Genomic DNA, 17,474 nt, shown 5'->3' with positions numbered 1-17,474 from the left:
AAGGCGACATGACGACCACCACGCCCGAGACCACCTCCGCCGGGGAAGCGCCGTTCTTTCCGGCTCCGCGCAGCTGCCCGTTCAGCGAACCGCCGCAGTACGCCGACTTCCGCGAGAGCGGCGGTCTGCACAAGGTCACCATCTGGGACGGCTCCCAGCACTGGCTCGCCACCCGGCACGAGGACATCCGCGCCGTGCTGTCCAGCCCTTCCTTCAGCGCGGACGTGCGCAACCTCGGTTTTCCACTGGTCCACTCCAACCAGCGCGAGCACGAGGGCGGCATGTTCCTGCGGCTGGACGACCCCGAGCATGCCCGCCTGCGGCAGATGCTCACCAAGGAGTTCAGCGTCAAGCGCACCCAGGCGATGCGCGAGAAACTGCTGGAGTTCACCGACGAGCTGATCGACGCGATGCTTGCCAAGGGCGGGCCGGTCGATCTCATCCAGGACTTCTGTCTGCCGATGCCCTCCCGAGCCATCTGCATCATCCTGGGCGTCCCCTACGAGGACCACGAGATGTTCCAGCAGCACGCCAATGCGGGGACCGACCTGGACGTCAGCCATGAGGAGCGCGCGCGTATCCAGCGTGAGGCGTTCGAGTACTACACCTCTTTGGTCGAGCGCAAGCGCCAGGAACCGGCCGATGACATGGTCAGCCGGCTGCTGGCCGACCACTCCGGCCCGGACGGGTTCGCGCCGGAGATGATGCCCGTCCTGGTCAGCATCCTGGTCGGCGCCGGGCACGAGACCACCGCGAACATGCTCGGCCTGGGCACCGTGGCGTTGCTGCTCAACCCCGACCAGCGCGATCGGTTGCGGGAGCACCCCGAGCTGGCGCCCAGCGCCGCGGAGGAGATGCTGCGTTACTGGAGCATCGTCTCCACCGATCCGCGGCGCGTGGCGACGCAGGACGTGGAGATCGGCGGGCGGCTCGTCCGCAAGGGTGAGGGCGTCATCGTCTCGCTGATCGCCGGGAACCGCGATCCCCGCGCCTTCGGCACCGGCGAAGGTGAGTGCCCTGCCGACAAGCTCGACATCGGACGCGGCGCCCGCCACCACGTGGCCTTCGGTTTCGGCTCCCACCAGTGCCTGGGACAGAACCTGGCGCGGGTGGAGATGCAGGTGGCCTGGCCGCGGCTGTTCGAGCGCATTCCCGGCCTGCGGCTCGCCGTCGCCGAGGACCAGCTTGCCTTCAAGAAGAACTCCGTCGTCTACGGGCTCAAGTCCCTTCCGGTGACCTGGTGAGCAGCATGCCGAGTAGCCCGGAGTTCGAGGTCGGCGGGCACGCCGACGGCCGCGGCGAGCGGATGGCGGGCAAGGCCGCCCTGGTGACGGGTGCCGGCAGCTCAGGTGACTTCCTGGGCACCGGGGCCGCCACGGCGATCTTGCTGGCCGCCCAGGGCGCCACCGTCGGCGTCGTCGACATCAACGACGAGCGCGCCGAACACACCCGCAAGCGCATCCAGGCCGCAGGCGGCCAGGCCGTCGCGCTCACCGCGGACATCACCGACGAGCAGGCCGCGCGTATCGCGGTGGACGACTTCACCGACCGAGCCGGACACCTTGACGTGCTTGTCAACAACGCCGGCATCAGCGGCGAGGGCAACATCACCGGGACCACCCGCGCGGGCTGGGACCGAGTTTTCGCCCTGAACGTCACCGCGGCCATGCAGGTGGCTCGCGCCGCCCATCCCCATCTGGTCCGCAGCAGCGGCGGCTCCGTCGTCAACATCTCCTCGATCGCGGCGTTGCGCGGTTTCGGCAGCGGCGCGTACGCCGCGAGCAAGGGCGCGCTGCAGTCGATGACCATCGACCTCGCCTACAGCTGGGGACCGGACAACATCCGGGTCAACTGCCTGGTTCCCGGTCACCTGTACACCCCCATCGGAGACCACGGCGGCGAGGAGGGCCGGCGGATGCGCCGCGCGGCCAACCTGCTGGGTGCCGAGGGCACCGCCTGGGACCTGGCCTGGGCGGTTCTCTTCCTGGCCAGTGCTGAATCCCGGTGGATCACCGGCACCGTACTGCCCGTCGACGCGGGCACCACCACAGCCACCGTGCTGGGCATGCTCCCCCGGATAGCCGGTTCCCAGGGAAAGGACAACAATGAGCAGCAGCCCGTCCGAGAACCGCAGAGCCGCCGGTGAACAGGTCGTGCGGGAGATGTTCGGTGAGAGGTTCCTCACCGAGAACATGACCGCGGCAGCGGACGGCGACGGCCCCGGAGCCGTGACGGCCCGGCTGGCGCTGGAACAGTGTTTCGGCGAGATATGGGCGCGGCCGGGCCTGGACCGACGCAGCCGGAGCCTGGTCACCCTCGGCGTGCTCATGGCCCAGGGTCATCAGTGGGAGATCCGCAACCACGTGCTGGGGGGCCTCGCCAACGGGCTGACCCCGGAGGAGATCCAGGAGGCCGTCATCCACACCATCCCCTACATCGGCCTCCCGGCCGCCGGCCAGGCCATGGCCTCCGCGACCCGGGCGCTCAAGGAGGCGTAGCCGCCGCTCACGCGGATTCCCATGGGAGGACCGGGAATCCGCGAAGCAGGAAAACTCAGGAGAATGAACACATGAGCCAGGACACCAGCGACACGACCACACGCCGACGCAACCCCCGCGGCCAGGGGGACCGGCTACGCGCGGAAATCCTGGCCGCCGTCGCCCGACTGCTCGACCGGGAGCTCACCGAGACCGCCCTGCCGGTGTCCCTTCGCGAGGTCGCACGCGAGGTCGGCATCGCCGCCCAAAGCCTCTACCTGCACTTCGCCGACAAGGACCAACTCGCTCAGGCCGTCGCCGAGGACGGCTACCAGCGGGTCGTCGCCGCCATGCGCGACGCCGACTCCCAGGCGGCCGCTCGCGGCGCCGACGCCGGTGAACGCCTCCGCGTCCAGGCCAACGCCTTCTGCGACTTCGCCCGCGCCGAACGCGGTGTCACCCGCCTGATGTTCGGCCACGACTCCTCACGATTCGCTCAGCCCACCGAGGTTCATCCGGCCCGGCTGCTGTGGCAGCAATGGCTGGATGCCGTCCACGCGTGTGAGGAGGAGGGACTGCACTGGCCGGACGGCGCCGAACACACCGCCATGCTCATCTGGTCCGCGATCTTCGGTCGCTTCGCCCTGTGGACCTCCGCCTTCGGACAACACGATCCGCAGGCCCTCACCAACTTCGTCGACCGCGTGGTCAGCACCGTACTGCGTGACGCACACCAGTGAGCGTAAGCGTAGTTCGCGTTAGCGGCCATCGCGGAACCAAGATTCCGACGCCGTGGACACCACCACCGCAGGCGGTTGACCCCCGGCAAGACACGCGGAGAGCTCGGTGCCTGGAAACATACATGCCTGGTTAGGCGGGTGGGTCAGGGAAACGGACTGATCGCAGGACCAGCACCGCGCCCTGCCCCGACCCGACTGAGCCCCGAACAGCGTTGATCTAGTGGCCCGTCACGCAACGTTGACCAGGTAACTGGTCCAGCTTCGGATGGGTGAGCTGGCGGCGAAGCTGGTCTTCGGTTGCGCGCGGGCGTTGTGCCAGCGGACGTAGCCGCCGATTGCCGCGTTCTGCTCTTCATGGGTGCGGTGGTCGGTGCCGTTGAGGGCGTAGTAGCGCAGCGCGGCGAACTCGGACTCGATCCAGTTCAGCCAGGATCCGTAGGTGGGCAAGAACACCAGCTCGACGTCGTGGTCGGCGGCCCAGGCTCGGACCTGGGAATGTTTGTGCGGCGAGTAGTTGTCCATGATCACGTAGAGTCTCTCGCCGGGCCACCGCCGCCGCAGGGTCTTGAGGAAGGACAAGAACTCCCGCCATCGCTTGCCCTTACGGGGCATCAGGTTCAGCGGCCCGAACTCATCGACGCATATCACGCGCCCACCGGCGGGCGGGTGATCGTATAACTCCAGCACCCGCTGCATCTTGGCGATGAAGAGCGGGTCGTTGGACGCCTTCCATGTCGTGGTGGTCTGCCAGGTGACCCCGCCCTTGCGCAGGATGCGCCGCAGGTGCTCGCGGCTGATCGCCGCCACGACACCCCGGGCGATGAGGTGCCCGGCCGGTGGCCAGCCCCGCTCCATTTTGGGTCCAGCGCGTCGAACCCGCGCTCGTTGAAGGCGTAGATGACATCGTGTACATAGTCCTCGCCGGCCTGCATCAACGAGGTGATGTCCGGAACGCTCTGGCCTTGCCCGGACATCATCACCACGATCGCCCGGCGCAGTTTGACCGGGTCTTTCGCAGTACGGGAGATGCGCTGGATCTTCCGGCCCTCCTCCATCGTCAAGGGCCGGACGAACACATCCGGTGGACGGGCCACGGCTACCTCCCAGGTTCCAGAGGCAGCCGGCTTCACGGGTTCACCAGCCGAGATCAATTACCGGGTCAACGTTCAGAGACGGGCCACTAGCTGTGACTTGCCTGGTTGATGTCGGATCGGCCGGCCGGGCGATGCGGCTCTTCGGTCGGTCCCGGCCGCCGCCCGCCAGGAAGCGCACACGATCCTCCAGCAGCCGCCGGTCCTCGGCGGTCACCTCGTCCCTCTGGAGTCCCTGAAGCGGTAGTGCTGGATGGCGGTGCCCTTGCGCGAAATGGAGGTGCTCCAGGCGGTCAGGAAGCTGGCCAGGCGGGTCGTCCACGGGTAGTCGGCGACTTCGGGCTCGCGGCCCAGCAGGATTTCGCGTACCAGCTTCAGGCGGGGTTCCAGTCGCTCGATGTCCTGCGGGGTGTCGAAGCCGGGAGACCGCAGGAAGGGGACGACGGACTGGGTGCCGGCGTACTTCTTGGCCGCCCAGACGTGGAACCTCGTGTAGCCGTTGAAGCAGATCTCGCCTGCGGGGAAGTGGCGGATGAGGCGGTCGAGGAGGGTGGCCAGCTCCTCTTCGGACAGGAACCCGATCAGGCCGTCGGCGACGATCACGGCGGGGCGGTCGGCGGGGACTTCGCTGATCCATCGGGGGTCGTTGAGGTCGGAGCCGACGGTGTGGAGGTGGGGGCGCTCGGGGAGTAGTAGTTGCCTGGTCTTGGCCACGCCGGGCAGGTCGACGTCGTACCACTCGACGGTGGTGGGCGGGTCGACGCGGTAGACGCGGGTGTCGAGTCCGGCGCCCAGGTCGAGCCCGACGGCGTCGGGATTTTTGGCGATGAACTGGCGCACGATGTTGTCCATGACCAGGGAGCGGTGCGCGATGCCCACGACGGGGCTGGCGGAGAGCTTGAACTGCCCGGCGTCGTAGTCGAGCTTCCTGACGATGTCGTATGCGGTCTTGTCGTGCAGGATCGAGTGTTTGGCCTGGTAGTCGAGCGCCTTGCCGGCCAGGGTCAGCCAGAGCGTGTTCTCCAGCGGGGTGAGTTCGGGGAGGGTGATGGCCATCGTGTCAGTCCCTTTTCTGTGGAGACTCGTCCAGCGCGGTCCGGGCTGCCTTCAGCGCGGTGTCGTTGGTGAACAGCCCGTGGGTGTAGAGCTCCAGCGTGGGCAGGGCGAGGCGGCGCAGCAGGTCGGGGCCGAACCGCTCGTAGCCCAGCGCCCGCGCCAGGGGCGGCGGCATGGTCAGCGTGGCCACGCTGTTGAGCACGGTTAGCACCGCCAGCGCCCGCACGTCCGAGGACGGTCGCATCGAGCCGTCGGCGATACCGGCCCGCAGGATCTCCTCGGACTCCGCCACCAGCGTGTCGACGAACGTGGCCGCAGCGGGGGTGTCCTCCTCGATCGCGCGCAGCATGTACTGCACCTGGAGGCGGTATTCCTCCGGGTTGGACAGGTATTCGTGAAAGAGGTCCTGCATGCCGCTGGGCCGGGCGTTGTCGGCCCGCTGGATCAAGATGCGGAGGACATGGTCGTCACAGACGCTCCGGAGCTTTTCCTTACTGCCGAAGTGATGGATGACCAGGCCGGGGCTCACTCCGGCGGTGGCTGCGATGGCGCGCAGGTTGGTCTTCTGGAAGCCGTCCCGGGCGAAGTGTGCGATGGCCGCGTTGCGGATCTTGGCCTGGGCGGTCAAGTCCGACGATGCTGAACACATGTTTAGGATCTTAAACGTATGTTTAATGACTGGCAAGCGGAGGGCAATACCCAACGAGCGCTGCGCGGATGCGGCTTGGCGTGACGTTCCGTTCAGGACTCACCTGGACGAGAAAGACGCCGCGAGCCTCCGCGCCAGGCTGATCTCGTTCTCAGGGGTCCTGGTCATATCCAGCCGGAAATTCCCGCTAAGCAAGAAGGTGCAGGTCAGCGAGGTTCGTAGCGGATGGTCCATCCGTGCTTGGTGATGAGCCTGGCCAGTGCGTTGCGGAGCTGGTTGATGCGATCTTGTGCGTCGGGGCCCTGGATGCCGATGGGGAGGGCGGAGTCGGTGGCGTGGTAGGTGGTGTGGCATCCTTCGGCGGCCACCCGGGCGGCGGCGTGAATCCGGCCGCGTAACCGGATGAGCTTGCGCTGGTCGGTAGTGCGGTCCAGGTCGTCGATGGTGAGGTAGCACAGGAACGGGCCGGGGACGGTGAGCGGGCCGTCGGGGAGTCCAGCCTCAAGCGCCTCGCGGATCTTGTCACGGTTGGCGGGGCGCATTGGGCGGCGGCCGAGCCAATTGGGCCAGCCGTCCGGGCGGGGCGGGACGGTGTAGTGCAGTGTGGACTCGGCAGGTGGTGAGGGCGGCGGGGCGGGGGTGTGTTCGTCGTTGTCGTCCATGGTCAGCTTACGTAGGGGAGAACAGCGGGTTGCGGGGGCAGACGCAGTCCTTGCCGGTCAGCGGTCGACGGCGAGGTGGCGCAGTGCGTGCTGTTTGTCCTCCTCGGTGGGCTGGCTGTAGACGCGTAGCGTGTCCAGGCGGGCGTGGCCGGCCATCTCGGCGACGGTGACGAGATCCTCGCCGCCGCGGATCAGCTGGGTGACGAAGGTGTGCCGGCCGACGTGCGCGGTGGTGGGGTCTTCCAAACCAGCGGCCTGGGCGATCGCCGTGAAGACGGTCGAGGCGCCGCGGGCCGACAGGCGGGTGCCGCGGCGGTTGAGGAACAGGGCCCGCTGCGTGGCGGCGCCGGGCCAGGAGCGGCGCGTATCCAGCCAGTCGGTCAGGGGCTGGCGCAGTTGGGGATGGATGGGCACCTCGCGCACCTTGCCGCCCTTGCCGTAGACGATCAGCACGCCCTTGCGGGCCGAGATGCGCACGTCGGGCACGTCGAGGGCGACGGCGTCGCCGATGCGCAGCCCGGCGTAAAAGGGCAGCAGGGCCAGGGCGCGATCGCGGGGGTGCGGCCAGTCCTCGATGGCGCGCAGCCAGCGGATCTGGGCCGGGGCGTTCATCGCCTTGGGCGCGGTCTTGGGGATGTCCTCGCGGCCGACGTCGGCCTTGCCCAGGCCACGCCGGGGCGTGGAAGTCGTCCAGGGCGGCCAGGGCGTTGTTGACGTAGCGCACCGAGCGTTTGGGGTCGGCCTCGCGCAGCAGGTAGTGGCGGTAGTCGCGTACCGCCCAGTCGCGGGCGCGGCCGTCGGCGAGCGGGTCGGCGCCAGTGGCGGGCCGCTCGGCGAGCCAGGCCAGATACATCCGCACGCGAGAGGCGTAGGTGCGGCGGGTGTCGGCGGCCAGCGGCATTCGCTCAAGCGCGGCGCTGTAGTCGGCGAGCGTCTGCTGGTAGGCCGCGGGCAGCGGGGTGGGGCGGGCACCGTGGCGCTTCGGCCGTTGCCCGTCCGTGGCTGGCTCCGTGTTCTCGGAAGTTGTTCCGGGGGGGTTGTGACCGGGCTGGAGCCGGATTCTCGGAAGTCACTACCGGAGAGTACTTCCGAGAACGTGTCATTCTCAGAAGTTCGCACGAACAGGCCCATCGCTGTTCCCGGCGGTGTGTCGGAGCCAGGCGTGGATGGTCGGGACCCGACTCGGGGGTTAAGTCGGTTATCTGGGGTGCCGAGAAGGTGTCGGGCATGTAAGGCAGGTGGGCTCCTGGCGCACGTGCCTTACAAATTATCCAGTGTTGTCAGGCACGTGCGTTACCAGCGAAGGCGCCTCCCAAGAATCTCGCTCAGGGTTCGAAAGTCTCGCCGCCGATCCGGACCGGCCACCGTCGGGGAGATCGGGATCCGTCGTTGCCATCGGCGAGCCGGGCGGGCGCCGCCCCGGTCGAGGACCTGGCCGACGGGTATGGATCAAGGGCCCGGCTCGTCCGAGGAACGTCGCGTCAGGTCGCCGGGCAGGGACTCGGTGGGCTCCTGGAGCCGCACCGGTCCGGGGCCGTGGTCGCGCAGGGCGTCGTCGGGATTGAGCAGCAGGCAGGCTTTCATCGATAGGCAGCCGCAGCCGATGCAGCCCGTAAGCTCGTGTTCGAGCTGCTCGATGGCTCGGCGGCGCTCCTCGAGTCGTTTCTTCCACGTACGGGAGACCCGCTGCCAGTCCTTGTGGGCGGGGGCGCGGTCGGTGGGGAGGGTGGCAAGGATCTCTGCGACGTCCGACAGCGGGATGTGCAGGCGCTTGGCCACGATGATGAGGGAGATCCGGCGGAGCATGTGCCGGGAGAAGATGCGTTGGTTGCCGCCGTCGCGTGCACTGAAAATCAGGCCCTTGCGTTCGTAGAAGTGCAGCGCGGAGGCGGGCACGCCGGTCCGGCGGACGATGTCACCGATCGTGAGGTGATCCTCTGGGCTGGCATGCACGGCGGCTCCTTGCGGTGAGGTGGTGTCAGGCGGTGTGGCGGGACCTGGCGCGGCTGTGGATGAGGACGGCCACGACGATGGACAGCACGAGGCAGAGCAGCCCGGCGCCGAGCTGGGTGAGCTGCCAGGACCAGGTGAAGGCGTCCAGTTCCGCGGACTCGGCACCGGAGGTGAGGCGCCCTGCGCCGACCTCGGCGGCACGGGTCGTGTCGCCGAGCCTGGCCGAGAGGAGGCCGGTCAGGGAGGCGCTGAAGGCGGCGATCACCAGGGCCTCCGCCGCGCCGCGCAGCGTGTTGAGGAATCCGGCCGCCATACCGGCCGCGTCGGCCGGGACCAGGGCCATGGCCTGGCCGTCGGTGATGCCGAAGGATGCTCCCATGCCGAGGCCGATCATCAGCAGCGGGGCGGTGGCCGCCGCGACCGGATTACCGGCGTTCAGTCCCATCAGCCATAGGTTCCCTGCCACCACCAGGGCCAGCGCGATCATCATGACCAGCCGGGCCGGAACTCCCTTGTTGACCAGGGTGACGGCGGCCATGGGCGTGATCAGCACGGGAGCGGTGAGCAGCAGCATGGCCGTCCCCGCAGCGGCAGGTGAGAGTCCTGCGGCTGCCTGCAGGTAGGTCGGCAGGAAGACCAGAACGCCGAGGAACCCGATCGAGGTGGTCAGCGTCGCGAGGCTCCAGCCCAGAAAGGCGCGGTTGGCGATCAGGAAGGGAGCCAGGACCGGGGCGGCGCTGCGCCGCTGGGACAGGCCGAACCACACCAGCGCGACCAGCCCGGCGACGGCGGTGACCAGGATGATCGGATGGGTCCAGCCGAACGTGGGCGCCTCCAGCAGTGCGAACATCAACAGGGTCAGCGCGGCGACGAACAGCGCACTGCCCGTCCGGTCGATCGGGCCAATACCGGTCGACCGGGATTCTCGAGTGCGGGCCGCGCCCAGGGCGACCAGCAGGCCGATGACCGCGAAGACCGCGAAGCTTTCCCGCCATCCAGCGGCCGAGATCAGCAGGCCCGACAGGGTGGGGCCGACTGCGATGCCGACGCCGGCCATGGTGCCCATCAGGGCAAAGGCACGGTTGCGGGCCGCGCCGTCGTAACTCGAGGCGATGATGGCGCCGCCTGCTGCCATAATCCCGGCTCCGCCGACGCCGGACAGGATACGGGCGACGTCGGTGATGATGATCGCCTGACTCAGCGCGGTTGCAAGGAATCCGGTCACGAAGATCAGCGCCGCGGCGATGAACACCCGGCGGCGGCCGATTCGGTCGGCGGCCGAGCCTGCGACGAGCGTCATGGCCGCGAAGGCCAGGTTGTATCCTGCGACGACCCAGTGCAGCAGGGATCCGGACACGTCAAGGTCGCGACTGATGCTCGGCAGCGCCACCGCGGTGCCCGAGATGGACATCGCCACCAGCACGACGCCGACCAAGACCACCGGAAGCGTAAACGGAGAGGGCCGATCCACCGCGGTGGAATGTTCGAACGGTGGTGTGGAGGTGTCCATGCTGTTCGCTTTCTCTGGTTCCGAGGCGGGCGGTGAACAGCCCATCAGCTCAACCTAAGTTGAGGTCAAATGCGCTGGTGAGGGCTCTTCTCGGCAGAGGGCAGCGCTAGACCTGCCAGCTCACACCTCGTGCGGCAGCGCGGGCCAACCCATTTGGCTGACATGCCTTACTTGCACTCATGCGCTGACCAGCCACACGGACACGGGCTACCTGATCATTTCTCGTGGCTCGAGCATGCCCCGGCGCAGCCGGGCTTCCCCCTGCTTGCCCAACGTGCCTGACAGGCGTTCAGGTAGCTGACCTGCTAGTTCGCCTGACAACCCCAGATAACTCCGGCTGTCATGCGCGTCGGCCGGGTCGATCCAGCGGAGCGGCAGGCGGTGTGTTCGCCGGACAGGGCACTGCGCGGCGGACAAATACTCCTGTGCCACAAGCCGTCACACTACGCGCATACTAGATCACTATCAGTCGGTACACCCAAATCGAGCCGAGCTCGCTCGGCGTTCTCCTGCCATGATCCCGATGTCCTCCATGGCCCCGCATGCCGACACTCGAAGGCTTAGCGGGAATTCCCGGCCGGATATGACCAGGGCCCCTCTCAGAAACGAGGAGTTCTGACAGACCTCGGCCCGTCGCCCGAGCTGTCCGGTTTGTCCCTGGCCGCCGTTCTCACAAACGGCGCTTACTCGCCAGCGCCTGCAGCGCCTTGGCGTCCAGTCGGAAGAACTGCTCGAGCTCGGCCACCGACACCTCGGGCCAGAGCCGGCGATAGCGGGCTACTTGCTCATCTGAGAGGAAATCCACAGGCATGAGCAGGCACGTTAGGGCGCTCGACCAGGGCAAACAGGCGTCGTCGACACACGCAAAGGGGCGGAGACGCGTTCGTCGATCGCCACAGGACGTGTCACCTGCCGCGCCCATCCGCAGCGGCACCTCAGACATGCGTGATCGCGACCTGCTGCGCTGCGGCTTGCCGGCTCCTATCGGCTGATCCGACGCGGAACCGTCAGCGCGAGGAGTTTGTCCGGGTTGCGGATGACGTAGAAGTTGGTGATCTTCCCGTCGCCGACCTCGAACAGGCAGACGCCCACCAGGTGATCGCCGTCGTAGGCGGCCATCGCGGGCGCGTTGTTGCAGTTGACCATCTCGATCCGCGAGTCCGGCAACCGCCCCACGCGGAACAGTTCCATGACGAGCGCGGCCACCTTCTCCGCGCCCACCACCGGCTGGCGCGCCGCGGTGACCTTGCCGCCGCTGTCGGCGGTCCACGCGGCGTCCGGCGCGAGCAGCGAGAGCAGCCCCGCCATGTCACCGGTCGCCGCCGCGGACATGAACTGCTCGGTGATCCGCATGGTCGTCCCAGCGTCGACGGGGTCGAACCGTTTACGCCGCGCCTGTACGTGCCCGCGGGCGCGGTGCGCCATCTGGCGCACCGTCACCACGGACCTGCCCACCGCTGCAGCGATCTCGTCATAGTCGAACGCGAAAACCTCCCGCAGCACGAACACCGCGCGCTCATCGGGGGTGAGCGTTTCGAGCAGCACCAGCATCGCCATCGACACCGACTCGGCGAGCACCACATCGGCCGACGCGTCGTTCTCCTCCAGCAGCAGCGGCTCGGGCAGCCAGGAGCCGATGTACTCCTCGCGACGGCGCGTGCTCGCCCGCAAGGCGTTGAGCGCCTGACGGGTCACCAGCCGCGCCAGATACGACCTGGTGTCCCGCATCGCCGCGAGATCCACCTTGGCCCACCGCAGATAGCTGTCCTGCAGCACGTCGTCGGATTCGGTCGCCGAGCCGAGGATCTCGTACACGATGGTGAACAGCAGCGGCCGCAACACGGTGAATCGCTCGGCATGCTCGTCGGCGCTCACGGGGAGGTGGCCGCCCGCGCGGCGGAGGCCGGCTGTCCGGGGCGCGGACCACCTTTGGGCCAGCCCATGGAACCGGGCTTGCGCGCCTCGCCGCGGATCCTCTTCGACACCACGAACTTGCAGGTCACTTCCTTGATCATCGCGCCCAGGCGGCCGGGGATGTAGATGTTCACGGCGGTGTCATCCTTGCCGGCGATCTGTCTGATGCCGGCGTGCCGGCCGAGGCTGACGCACGCGCCCGTGAAGGCCAGGTTGATCACCGCCGGTTCGGTCCCCGCGATGCGGCACAGCACGGTGTCGGCGGCCTGCGCCCCGAGCGGCCCTGCGGCGTAGCCGCTCATCCGCAGCGGCCGGCCCGACGGTGCGGCGGCGTCGCCGGCCGCGAGGATGCGGTCGTCGTCGATGCTGGTCAGCGTCTCGTCGGTGAGCAGCCGGCCGAGCGTGTCGGTGCGCAGTCCGCTCGCCGCCGCCAGCTCCGGCAGGCCGAAACCGGCCGTCCAGACAGTCAGTGCGCTCGGACGTACCACGCTGTCGGCAGAACCGTCGGCCAGGACGACCGCGTCCGGCCGGACCTCGGATACCGCGCCGCCCTCGAGCACGGCGACACCATGGCGGGTCAGCCATGTGGCGACGTATCGGCGCCCCCCTGCGCTCAGGTAGGGCGCCAGGGTCCGGCCACACACCAACGTGACCTTGCGTCCTTGTTCGGCCAGCTCGGCGGCCGTCTCGACGCCGGTCAACCCGCCGCCGACCACGGTGACAGGAGCGTTGAGAGGCAGCTCCTCCAGCCTGGCGCGCAGCCGCTGCGCGGACTCCCATTCCGCGATGGACCAAGCGAATTCGGCCGCGCCCGGCACCGAGGGGACCGCGCCGGTGCTGCCGACGGCGTAGATGACGTAGTCGTAGTCCAGTGCGCGGCCCGACGCCAGCCGCACGGTGCGGGCGGCCGTGTCGATGCGCGTTGCGCTGTCGACGACCAGGTGGATGCCCTCGCCGAGCAGCGTGCCGTAGTCAATCGTGGCGTCGCCGGTACGGGCCACGAACTGGTGCAGCCGGATGCGCTCGACGAACTCCGGGCGGGGATTGACCAGAGTGATGTCGACGTCGTCGCGCATCCGCAGACGGTTGGCCGCCAGTGTTCCGGCGTAACCGCCACCGATGACCACGACCTTGTGGGATGTGTTGTGTTCGGTCATGCCCTCAAGACACCGGGGATCGCAGCGGCGTGACAGGACGCGACGTGACGTGCGTCACTCCACTCAGGAGCGCGAACACGTACTCGCGGCAGAGCCGGGCCGGCTAGATCGGGAAGCGGCCGCGGCGCCAGTGCCAGTGGCGGCCGGCCTTCAGGTGGTCGATGATCGCGCGCTGGAGCACGGTGTGGCGCGGCAGCTGGTCGAGCGGCGTGCTCAGGGTGCGGAACACGAACCGCAGCACCTCCACGTCGGCGTCCAGCCCTTCCGGCTCCTCGTAGGGCTCCAGCTCGAACCTCCGCTGGAACCGGACGATGTTGGAGTCATCGGGCAGGTACTCCAGCAGCTGCGGGTCGAGCAGCCACGAGCCGCAGGAGAACGCCGTGTACCGCTCATCGGGAAAGTGGCGCGGGAAGAACGCGCGGGCCTCGTCGAGCGACGCCGCGACCGCCTCCGGGGTCATCGGCCCCGACTCGGGGATGTGCAGGTCGATGGCGGTTCGGCCGCGCTGGTACTGCAGCCGGCCCAGCTCGTAGACGCCGCCGCGCGCGTGCAGCGTCAGCCAGCTCTGCATGACCGGCCAGCCCTCGCGGCGCATCCGCCGGTCGATCGCGAGGTTGCGGCCCAGGTCCGCGAGGGTCGCCCACGACGCGGCGTCGGCGATGCCGCGGTCGCGGTGGTACCCCGTGACGACGTCGACCAGGGCCAGGTACGCGTACACGTAGAGATGCCGCCAGGCGGGGCCACGTTCGCGCGGCAGCTCCGGACCGGGTGACAGCCAGCCGTGGCCCCCGAGATCGGCGCGGACCAGGGCGATCGAGCGGTCGAGCAGCCAGCGCAACTCCGGAGTCCACAGGGGAGAGCCGGGGTCGGGCCAGCCCGCCATGATCTCGGCGGCGTCGTCCGGCCGCACCGCGAGCCGGTCGAGGATCGCGGGCGCGTCGGCCTTGGCGGGCAGCGGAGCGGACGGCCGGTCGCCGGCGAGCCGGTGCACGCGGTCGACGTCCTCGACGGGTACCCCGAGCCGGGCGGCGGTGTCGTCCAGATCCACGCCATCCAGATCCACGCGGACGATCCTACTCACCTCGTGTCCTTCGTTGATCTCCTGCTCGCTTCGGCGCGATCCCCGACGGGCGAGATCACCGCTCCAGCTTTGCGAGATCGCAGGAACCGGGAGCTGTGCCCCGGGACGCCCCTCGACCAATCGGGTCAGCTCGACCAACCGGGTCAGCCGAGCTTGAGCAGCAGCTCCGTGAGCTCGGCCGGCATGGTGATCATGCAGTCGTGGCCCGTCTCCAGCTCCCACACCTGTGCCGGGCTGCCGTTGGGCTGTATCGCCGGGACGGGCCGCCGCTCGATGCCCTCCGGTACGCCGGCGACGCAGTGAATGTGCGTCCGCGGAATCGTGCGCACGAGCGGGTTGTCCAGGCGGACCGGTTGCCGGAGGCAGAGCACCGGCTGATCCGACAACATCGCCCGCAGCCACGCCACGTCTGCCGGGTCGGTGACCCCGAACAGGCCCAGGGGCGGCGGCAACTCGGGCATCGGCGGGATCCGCCAGGCGATCTCGGACTCCGCGGCGCGGTCGATGAGGGCCTGGGTCACGGGATGCACATCCACCGCGCTCTCGCCGTCCTCCGGGACCATCGCGTCGAGATAGACCAGCTGGGCGATCCGATCCGGGATGCGGTTGGCGGCGGACGAGATGACCAGCCCGGCGTAGCTGTGGCCCACCAGGATCACGTCGGTGAGGTCCTCCTCGGTGATCAGCCTGACGATGTCGTCGACGTGCGTGTCCAGCCCTACTTCGGGGCCGAGCAGATGCGCCTTGTCGCCGAAGCCGGTCAGCGACGGCGCGACCACCCGGTGCCCCGCCGATGCCAGCAACGGGACCACCCGCTCCCAGCAGTTCCCGCTGTGCCAGGCCCCGTGTACCAGCAAATACGTTGACATGGTGTAGCTCCTTGCTCGCGGAAGGGAACCGCCGGCCGATTTCGACGGTGTTCGTCCCGGAAGTGAGGTTTCCGCTCACCCGCTGACGGAGCCAGAGCCCCCGCGATCCTGGGGGTGACAGGACCAGGCACGCACGAAGGTGTGCGAATTACAGTGGGGACATGAGCGACGAAGTCAACCTGCTGGGCGAATACGTACGCGCCCGCCGGGAGCTCGTCACTCCTGAACAGGCCGGCATCCCCTCCGTCGGCGTACGGCGCGTGCCGGGCCTGCGCCGCGAGGAGGTCGCGATGCTCGCCGGCATCAGCGCCGACTACTACCTGCGCCTGGAGCAGGGCCGCGACCGCAACCCCTCCGCGCAGGTCCTCGATTCCCTCGCCCGCGTGCTGCAGCTCGACGACGACGCGACGGCCTACCTGCTGCGCCTCGGCGCGGGAAGACCCCGGCGGCGACGGCGGCCCCGGAAGCAGACCGTCCCTCCGGGCGTCGCCAAGCTCGTCGCCACGCTGCCACTGCCCGCGTACGTGGAGGGCCGCTACTTCGACGTCCTCGCCGCCAACGCGCTGGCGACCGCTCTGTCGCCACGTCTCGTGGCGGGGGGCAACCGCCTGCGGGACGTGTTCCTCGACCCCGCCGAGCAGGACCTCTACCCGGACTGGGAGGACGCCGCGCAGGGCATGGTCGCCGGCTTCCGCGAGTCCGTCGGCACCGACACGGACGACCCCCGCTTCATCGAACTCGTCGGCGAGCTCGCCCTCGCCAGCCCTCGATTCAGCAGGCTCTGGGCCCGCCACGACGTGAACACGTGCGAAGGCACGCCCAAGCGCATCGACCACCCGCAGGTCGGCGGCCTGTGGCTGAACCGGGAGAGACTGGGCGTCAGCGGCGCGACCGGCCAGACGCTCGTCGTCCTCCACCCGGACCCCGGCACCGACAGTGCCGACAAGGTGGCGCTCCTCGCGTCCATCGCGCGGACATGACCCCGCCCATGTCGACCCGTCGATCCTGACCGCCCTGACCGCGGTCGGCCGCGACCGGGAACGGCTCCGGTTCGACTGCCACGACCATGCAGGTGCGGCCAGCGCGCGCATCGTCGAGCCGTACCGGCTGGTCAACCGGGGCCGCCGCCTGACCACCTGAGGCACGGACCGGCGTCACCGGAGGGGGCGGAAGAAGGTCTGGATGTCTCCGACGAGCAGGTCGGGGGCCTCCATCGCGGCGAAGTGGCCGCCGCGGTCGAACTCCGACCAGTGCACGACGTGGTGTTCGCGCTCGGCGATCCGCCGGACCCCGGCGTCGCCGGGGAAGACCGCGACGCCGTGCGGCAGCGCCGAGTACTCGGCCACCGCCCCCCAGCCCTTCTGCCCTTCCTTGTAGAGGCGGGCGGCCGAGGCGGCGGTCCCGGTGAACCAGTAGATGCTCACGTCGGTGAGCAGCTGGTCGACGTCCACCGCGTCCTCGGGCAGTTCGCGGGCCGGGTCGGTCCACTCCTTGAACTTCTCCACGATCCATGCCAGCTGCGCCGCGGGCGAGTCGTGCAGCCCGAACGCGAGAGTCTGCGGCCGGGTCGCCTGGATGATGGCGTAGCCGGCCCGGTCCTGGTCCTGGTACTGGCCGAGGCGGGCCAGCTCCGCATGGGTAAGCCCCTCGAACTCGGCCGGGTCGCCAGTTGGGAACCCGAGCCCGCCGTTGACGTGCACGCCGGCGACGTTCCGGGGTGCGGCGCGGCCGAGCATCGGTGAGATGACCGAGCCGCTGTCGCCGCCCTGCGCGCCGTATCGCCGGTAGCCGAGCCGGTCCATCAGCTCCGCCCACGCCCGCGCGACGCGCTCCAGGTCCCAGCCGGTCTCGGTGGTGGGACCGGAGAAGCCGAACCCGGGGATCGACGGGGCGACGACATGGAACGCGTCGGCCGGGTCGCCACCGTGCGCCGCGGGGTCGGTGAGCGGGCCGATGATGTGCAGGAACTCGGCGACCGAGCCCGGCCAGCCGTGCGTGATGATCAGCGGCAGCGCGTCGGGTTCGGGGGAGCGGACGTGCAGGAAGTGGACGTCCTGCCCGTCGATCCGGGTCGTGAACTGCGGAAAGGCGTTCAGCCGGGCCTCGGCGGCACGCCAGTCGAAGCCGGTGCGCCAGTACTCGGCCAGCTTCTTCGCGTAGCCGACCGGGACCCCGTAGGACCAGCCCACGCCCGGCAGCTCGTCCGGCCAGCGGGTCGCGGCCAGCCGATCGTGCAGGTCGTCGAGCTGTGCCTGCGGAATGTCGATCCGGAACGGGTGGATCTGCAGTTCGTCGTTCATGTCTGTCACTGTAGG

General features: G+C 69.1%; 18 protein-coding genes. 5 read left to right on the top strand and 13 right to left on the bottom strand.

Features of this window, described 5'->3' with window-relative positions:
* Positions 1–8 precede the first annotated feature (8 nt).
* From ACIBG4_RS32370 to ACIBG4_RS32355, 4 genes are all read left to right on the top strand, one after another.
* The gene (locus ACIBG4_RS32370; RefSeq protein WP_397205108.1) at positions 9–1,244 is read left to right on the top strand and encodes a cytochrome P450; all 1,236 of its coding nucleotides are present in this window, start codon (positions 9–11) and stop codon (positions 1,242–1,244) included.
* A gap of 5 nt (positions 1,245–1,249) precedes the next feature.
* Complete coding sequence (locus ACIBG4_RS32365; RefSeq protein ID WP_397205106.1) at positions 1,250–2,146, top strand: SDR family NAD(P)-dependent oxidoreductase; 897 nt, start codon at positions 1,250–1,252, stop codon at positions 2,144–2,146.
* Complete coding sequence (locus ACIBG4_RS32360; RefSeq protein ID WP_397205104.1) at positions 2,106–2,498, top strand: carboxymuconolactone decarboxylase family protein; 393 nt, start codon at positions 2,106–2,108, stop codon at positions 2,496–2,498. The genes ACIBG4_RS32365 and ACIBG4_RS32360 overlap by 41 nt, the downstream gene beginning before the upstream one ends.
* Before the next feature lie 71 nt (positions 2,499–2,569).
* A complete protein-coding gene (locus ACIBG4_RS32355; protein ID WP_397205102.1) occupies positions 2,570–3,217 on the top strand; it encodes a TetR/AcrR family transcriptional regulator in 648 nt (215 codons plus the stop codon).
* 228 nt (positions 3,218–3,445) lie between these two features.
* Here the strand turns inward: ACIBG4_RS32355 and ACIBG4_RS32350 are convergent, their stop codons facing one another.
* The 12 genes from ACIBG4_RS32350 to ACIBG4_RS32295 form a co-directional block, all read right to left on the bottom strand.
* Entirely contained in the window at positions 3,446–4,024 is a 579-nt protein-coding gene (locus ACIBG4_RS32350; RefSeq protein ID WP_397205100.1) for a transposase, read from the bottom strand.
* 497 nt (positions 4,025–4,521) lie between these two features.
* A complete protein-coding gene (locus ACIBG4_RS32345) occupies positions 4,522–5,364 on the bottom strand; it encodes a class I SAM-dependent methyltransferase (RefSeq protein WP_397205098.1) in 843 nt (280 codons plus the stop codon).
* A 4-nt stretch (positions 5,365–5,368) separates the two neighbouring features.
* Positions 5,369–5,992: a TetR family transcriptional regulator gene (locus ACIBG4_RS32340; RefSeq protein ID WP_397205096.1), complete on the bottom strand. Its 624-nt coding sequence runs from the start codon at positions 5,990–5,992 to the stop codon at positions 5,369–5,371.
* A 227-nt stretch (positions 5,993–6,219) separates the two neighbouring features.
* The gene (locus ACIBG4_RS32335) at positions 6,220–6,675 is read right to left on the bottom strand and encodes a hypothetical protein (protein ID WP_397205094.1); all 456 of its coding nucleotides are present in this window, start codon (positions 6,673–6,675) and stop codon (positions 6,220–6,222) included.
* Positions 6,676–6,732: 57 nt separating this feature from the next.
* Complete coding sequence (locus ACIBG4_RS32330) at positions 6,733–7,287, bottom strand: tyrosine-type recombinase/integrase (RefSeq protein ID WP_397205092.1); 555 nt, start codon at positions 7,285–7,287, stop codon at positions 6,733–6,735.
* 837 nt (positions 7,288–8,124) lie between these two features.
* Positions 8,125–8,628: a redox-sensitive transcriptional activator SoxR gene (gene soxR / locus ACIBG4_RS32325; protein ID WP_397205090.1), complete on the bottom strand. Its 504-nt coding sequence runs from the start codon at positions 8,626–8,628 to the stop codon at positions 8,125–8,127.
* 25 nt (positions 8,629–8,653) lie between these two features.
* Complete coding sequence (locus ACIBG4_RS32320) at positions 8,654–10,138, bottom strand: MFS transporter (protein ID WP_397205088.1); 1,485 nt, start codon at positions 10,136–10,138, stop codon at positions 8,654–8,656.
* Between the two features lie 670 nt (positions 10,139–10,808).
* On the bottom strand, positions 10,809–10,949 hold the full coding sequence (locus ACIBG4_RS32315) for a hypothetical protein (protein WP_397205086.1): 141 nt from the start codon (positions 10,947–10,949) through the stop codon (positions 10,809–10,811).
* A gap of 170 nt (positions 10,950–11,119) precedes the next feature.
* Positions 11,120–12,013 carry an RNA polymerase sigma factor SigJ gene (sigJ, locus tag ACIBG4_RS32310; RefSeq protein WP_397205084.1) on the bottom strand — a complete coding sequence of 298 codons (894 nt, stop codon included), beginning with the start codon at positions 12,011–12,013 and terminating at the stop codon, positions 11,120–11,122.
* Positions 12,010–13,209 carry an NAD(P)/FAD-dependent oxidoreductase gene (locus ACIBG4_RS32305; protein WP_397205082.1) on the bottom strand — a complete coding sequence of 400 codons (1,200 nt, stop codon included), beginning with the start codon at positions 13,207–13,209 and terminating at the stop codon, positions 12,010–12,012. Before ACIBG4_RS32305 ends, sigJ begins: the two co-directional genes overlap by 4 nt.
* A gap of 103 nt (positions 13,210–13,312) precedes the next feature.
* Positions 13,313–14,272, bottom strand: coding sequence for an acyltransferase domain-containing protein (locus ACIBG4_RS32300; protein WP_397205080.1), 960 nt, complete (start codon positions 14,270–14,272; stop codon positions 13,313–13,315).
* Between the two features lie 161 nt (positions 14,273–14,433).
* Positions 14,434–15,159 carry an alpha/beta fold hydrolase gene (locus tag ACIBG4_RS32295; RefSeq protein WP_397205078.1) on the bottom strand — a complete coding sequence of 242 codons (726 nt, stop codon included), beginning with the start codon at positions 15,157–15,159 and terminating at the stop codon, positions 14,434–14,436.
* A 161-nt stretch (positions 15,160–15,320) separates the two neighbouring features.
* On the opposite strand from ACIBG4_RS32295, the gene ACIBG4_RS32290 reads away from it, so the two are divergent.
* Complete coding sequence (locus tag ACIBG4_RS32290; RefSeq protein WP_397205076.1) at positions 15,321–16,139, top strand: helix-turn-helix domain-containing protein; 819 nt, start codon at positions 15,321–15,323, stop codon at positions 16,137–16,139.
* A 174-nt stretch (positions 16,140–16,313) separates the two neighbouring features.
* On the opposite strand, the gene ACIBG4_RS32285 is transcribed toward ACIBG4_RS32290, so the two are convergent.
* Complete coding sequence (locus ACIBG4_RS32285) at positions 16,314–17,459, bottom strand: epoxide hydrolase family protein (RefSeq protein ID WP_397205074.1); 1,146 nt, start codon at positions 17,457–17,459, stop codon at positions 16,314–16,316.
* Positions 17,460–17,474 lie beyond the last annotated feature (15 nt).

It is taken from the genome of Nonomuraea sp. NPDC050383 (genome assembly GCF_044459125.1).
Lineage (GTDB): Bacteria > Actinomycetota > Actinomycetes > Streptosporangiales > Streptosporangiaceae > Nonomuraea.
Note: the sequence above shows the minus strand (reverse complement) of the source record. Positions and strands in the feature narration are given on the sequence as shown.

Coding starts and splice junctions, on each gene's coding strand:
- ACIBG4_RS32370 (WP_397205108.1), top strand. CDS start 9: ATGACGACCACCACGCCCGAGACCACCTCCGCCGGGGAAGCGCCGTTC.
- ACIBG4_RS32365 (WP_397205106.1), top strand. CDS start 1,250: ATGCCGAGTAGCCCGGAGTTCGAGGTCGGCGGGCACGCCGACGGCCGC.
- ACIBG4_RS32360 (WP_397205104.1), top strand. CDS start 2,106: ATGAGCAGCAGCCCGTCCGAGAACCGCAGAGCCGCCGGTGAACAGGTC.
- ACIBG4_RS32355 (WP_397205102.1), top strand. CDS start 2,570: ATGAGCCAGGACACCAGCGACACGACCACACGCCGACGCAACCCCCGC.
- ACIBG4_RS32345 (WP_397205098.1), bottom strand. CDS start 5,364: ATGGCCATCACCCTCCCCGAACTCACCCCGCTGGAGAACACGCTCTGG.
- ACIBG4_RS32335 (WP_397205094.1), bottom strand. CDS start 6,675: ATGGACGACAACGACGAACACACCCCCGCCCCGCCGCCCTCACCACCT.
- ACIBG4_RS32330 (WP_397205092.1), bottom strand. CDS start 7,287: ATGAACGCCCCGGCCCAGATCCGCTGGCTGCGCGCCATCGAGGACTGG.
- ACIBG4_RS32320 (WP_397205088.1), bottom strand. CDS start 10,138: ATGGACACCTCCACACCACCGTTCGAACATTCCACCGCGGTGGATCGG.
- ACIBG4_RS32315 (WP_397205086.1), bottom strand. CDS start 10,949: ATGCCTGTGGATTTCCTCTCAGATGAGCAAGTAGCCCGCTATCGCCGG.
- ACIBG4_RS32305 (WP_397205082.1), bottom strand. CDS start 13,209: ATGACCGAACACAACACATCCCACAAGGTCGTGGTCATCGGTGGCGGT.
- ACIBG4_RS32295 (WP_397205078.1), bottom strand. CDS start 15,159: ATGTCAACGTATTTGCTGGTACACGGGGCCTGGCACAGCGGGAACTGC.
- ACIBG4_RS32290 (WP_397205076.1), top strand. CDS start 15,321: ATGAGCGACGAAGTCAACCTGCTGGGCGAATACGTACGCGCCCGCCGG.
- ACIBG4_RS32285 (WP_397205074.1), bottom strand. CDS start 17,459: ATGAACGACGAACTGCAGATCCACCCGTTCCGGATCGACATTCCGCAG.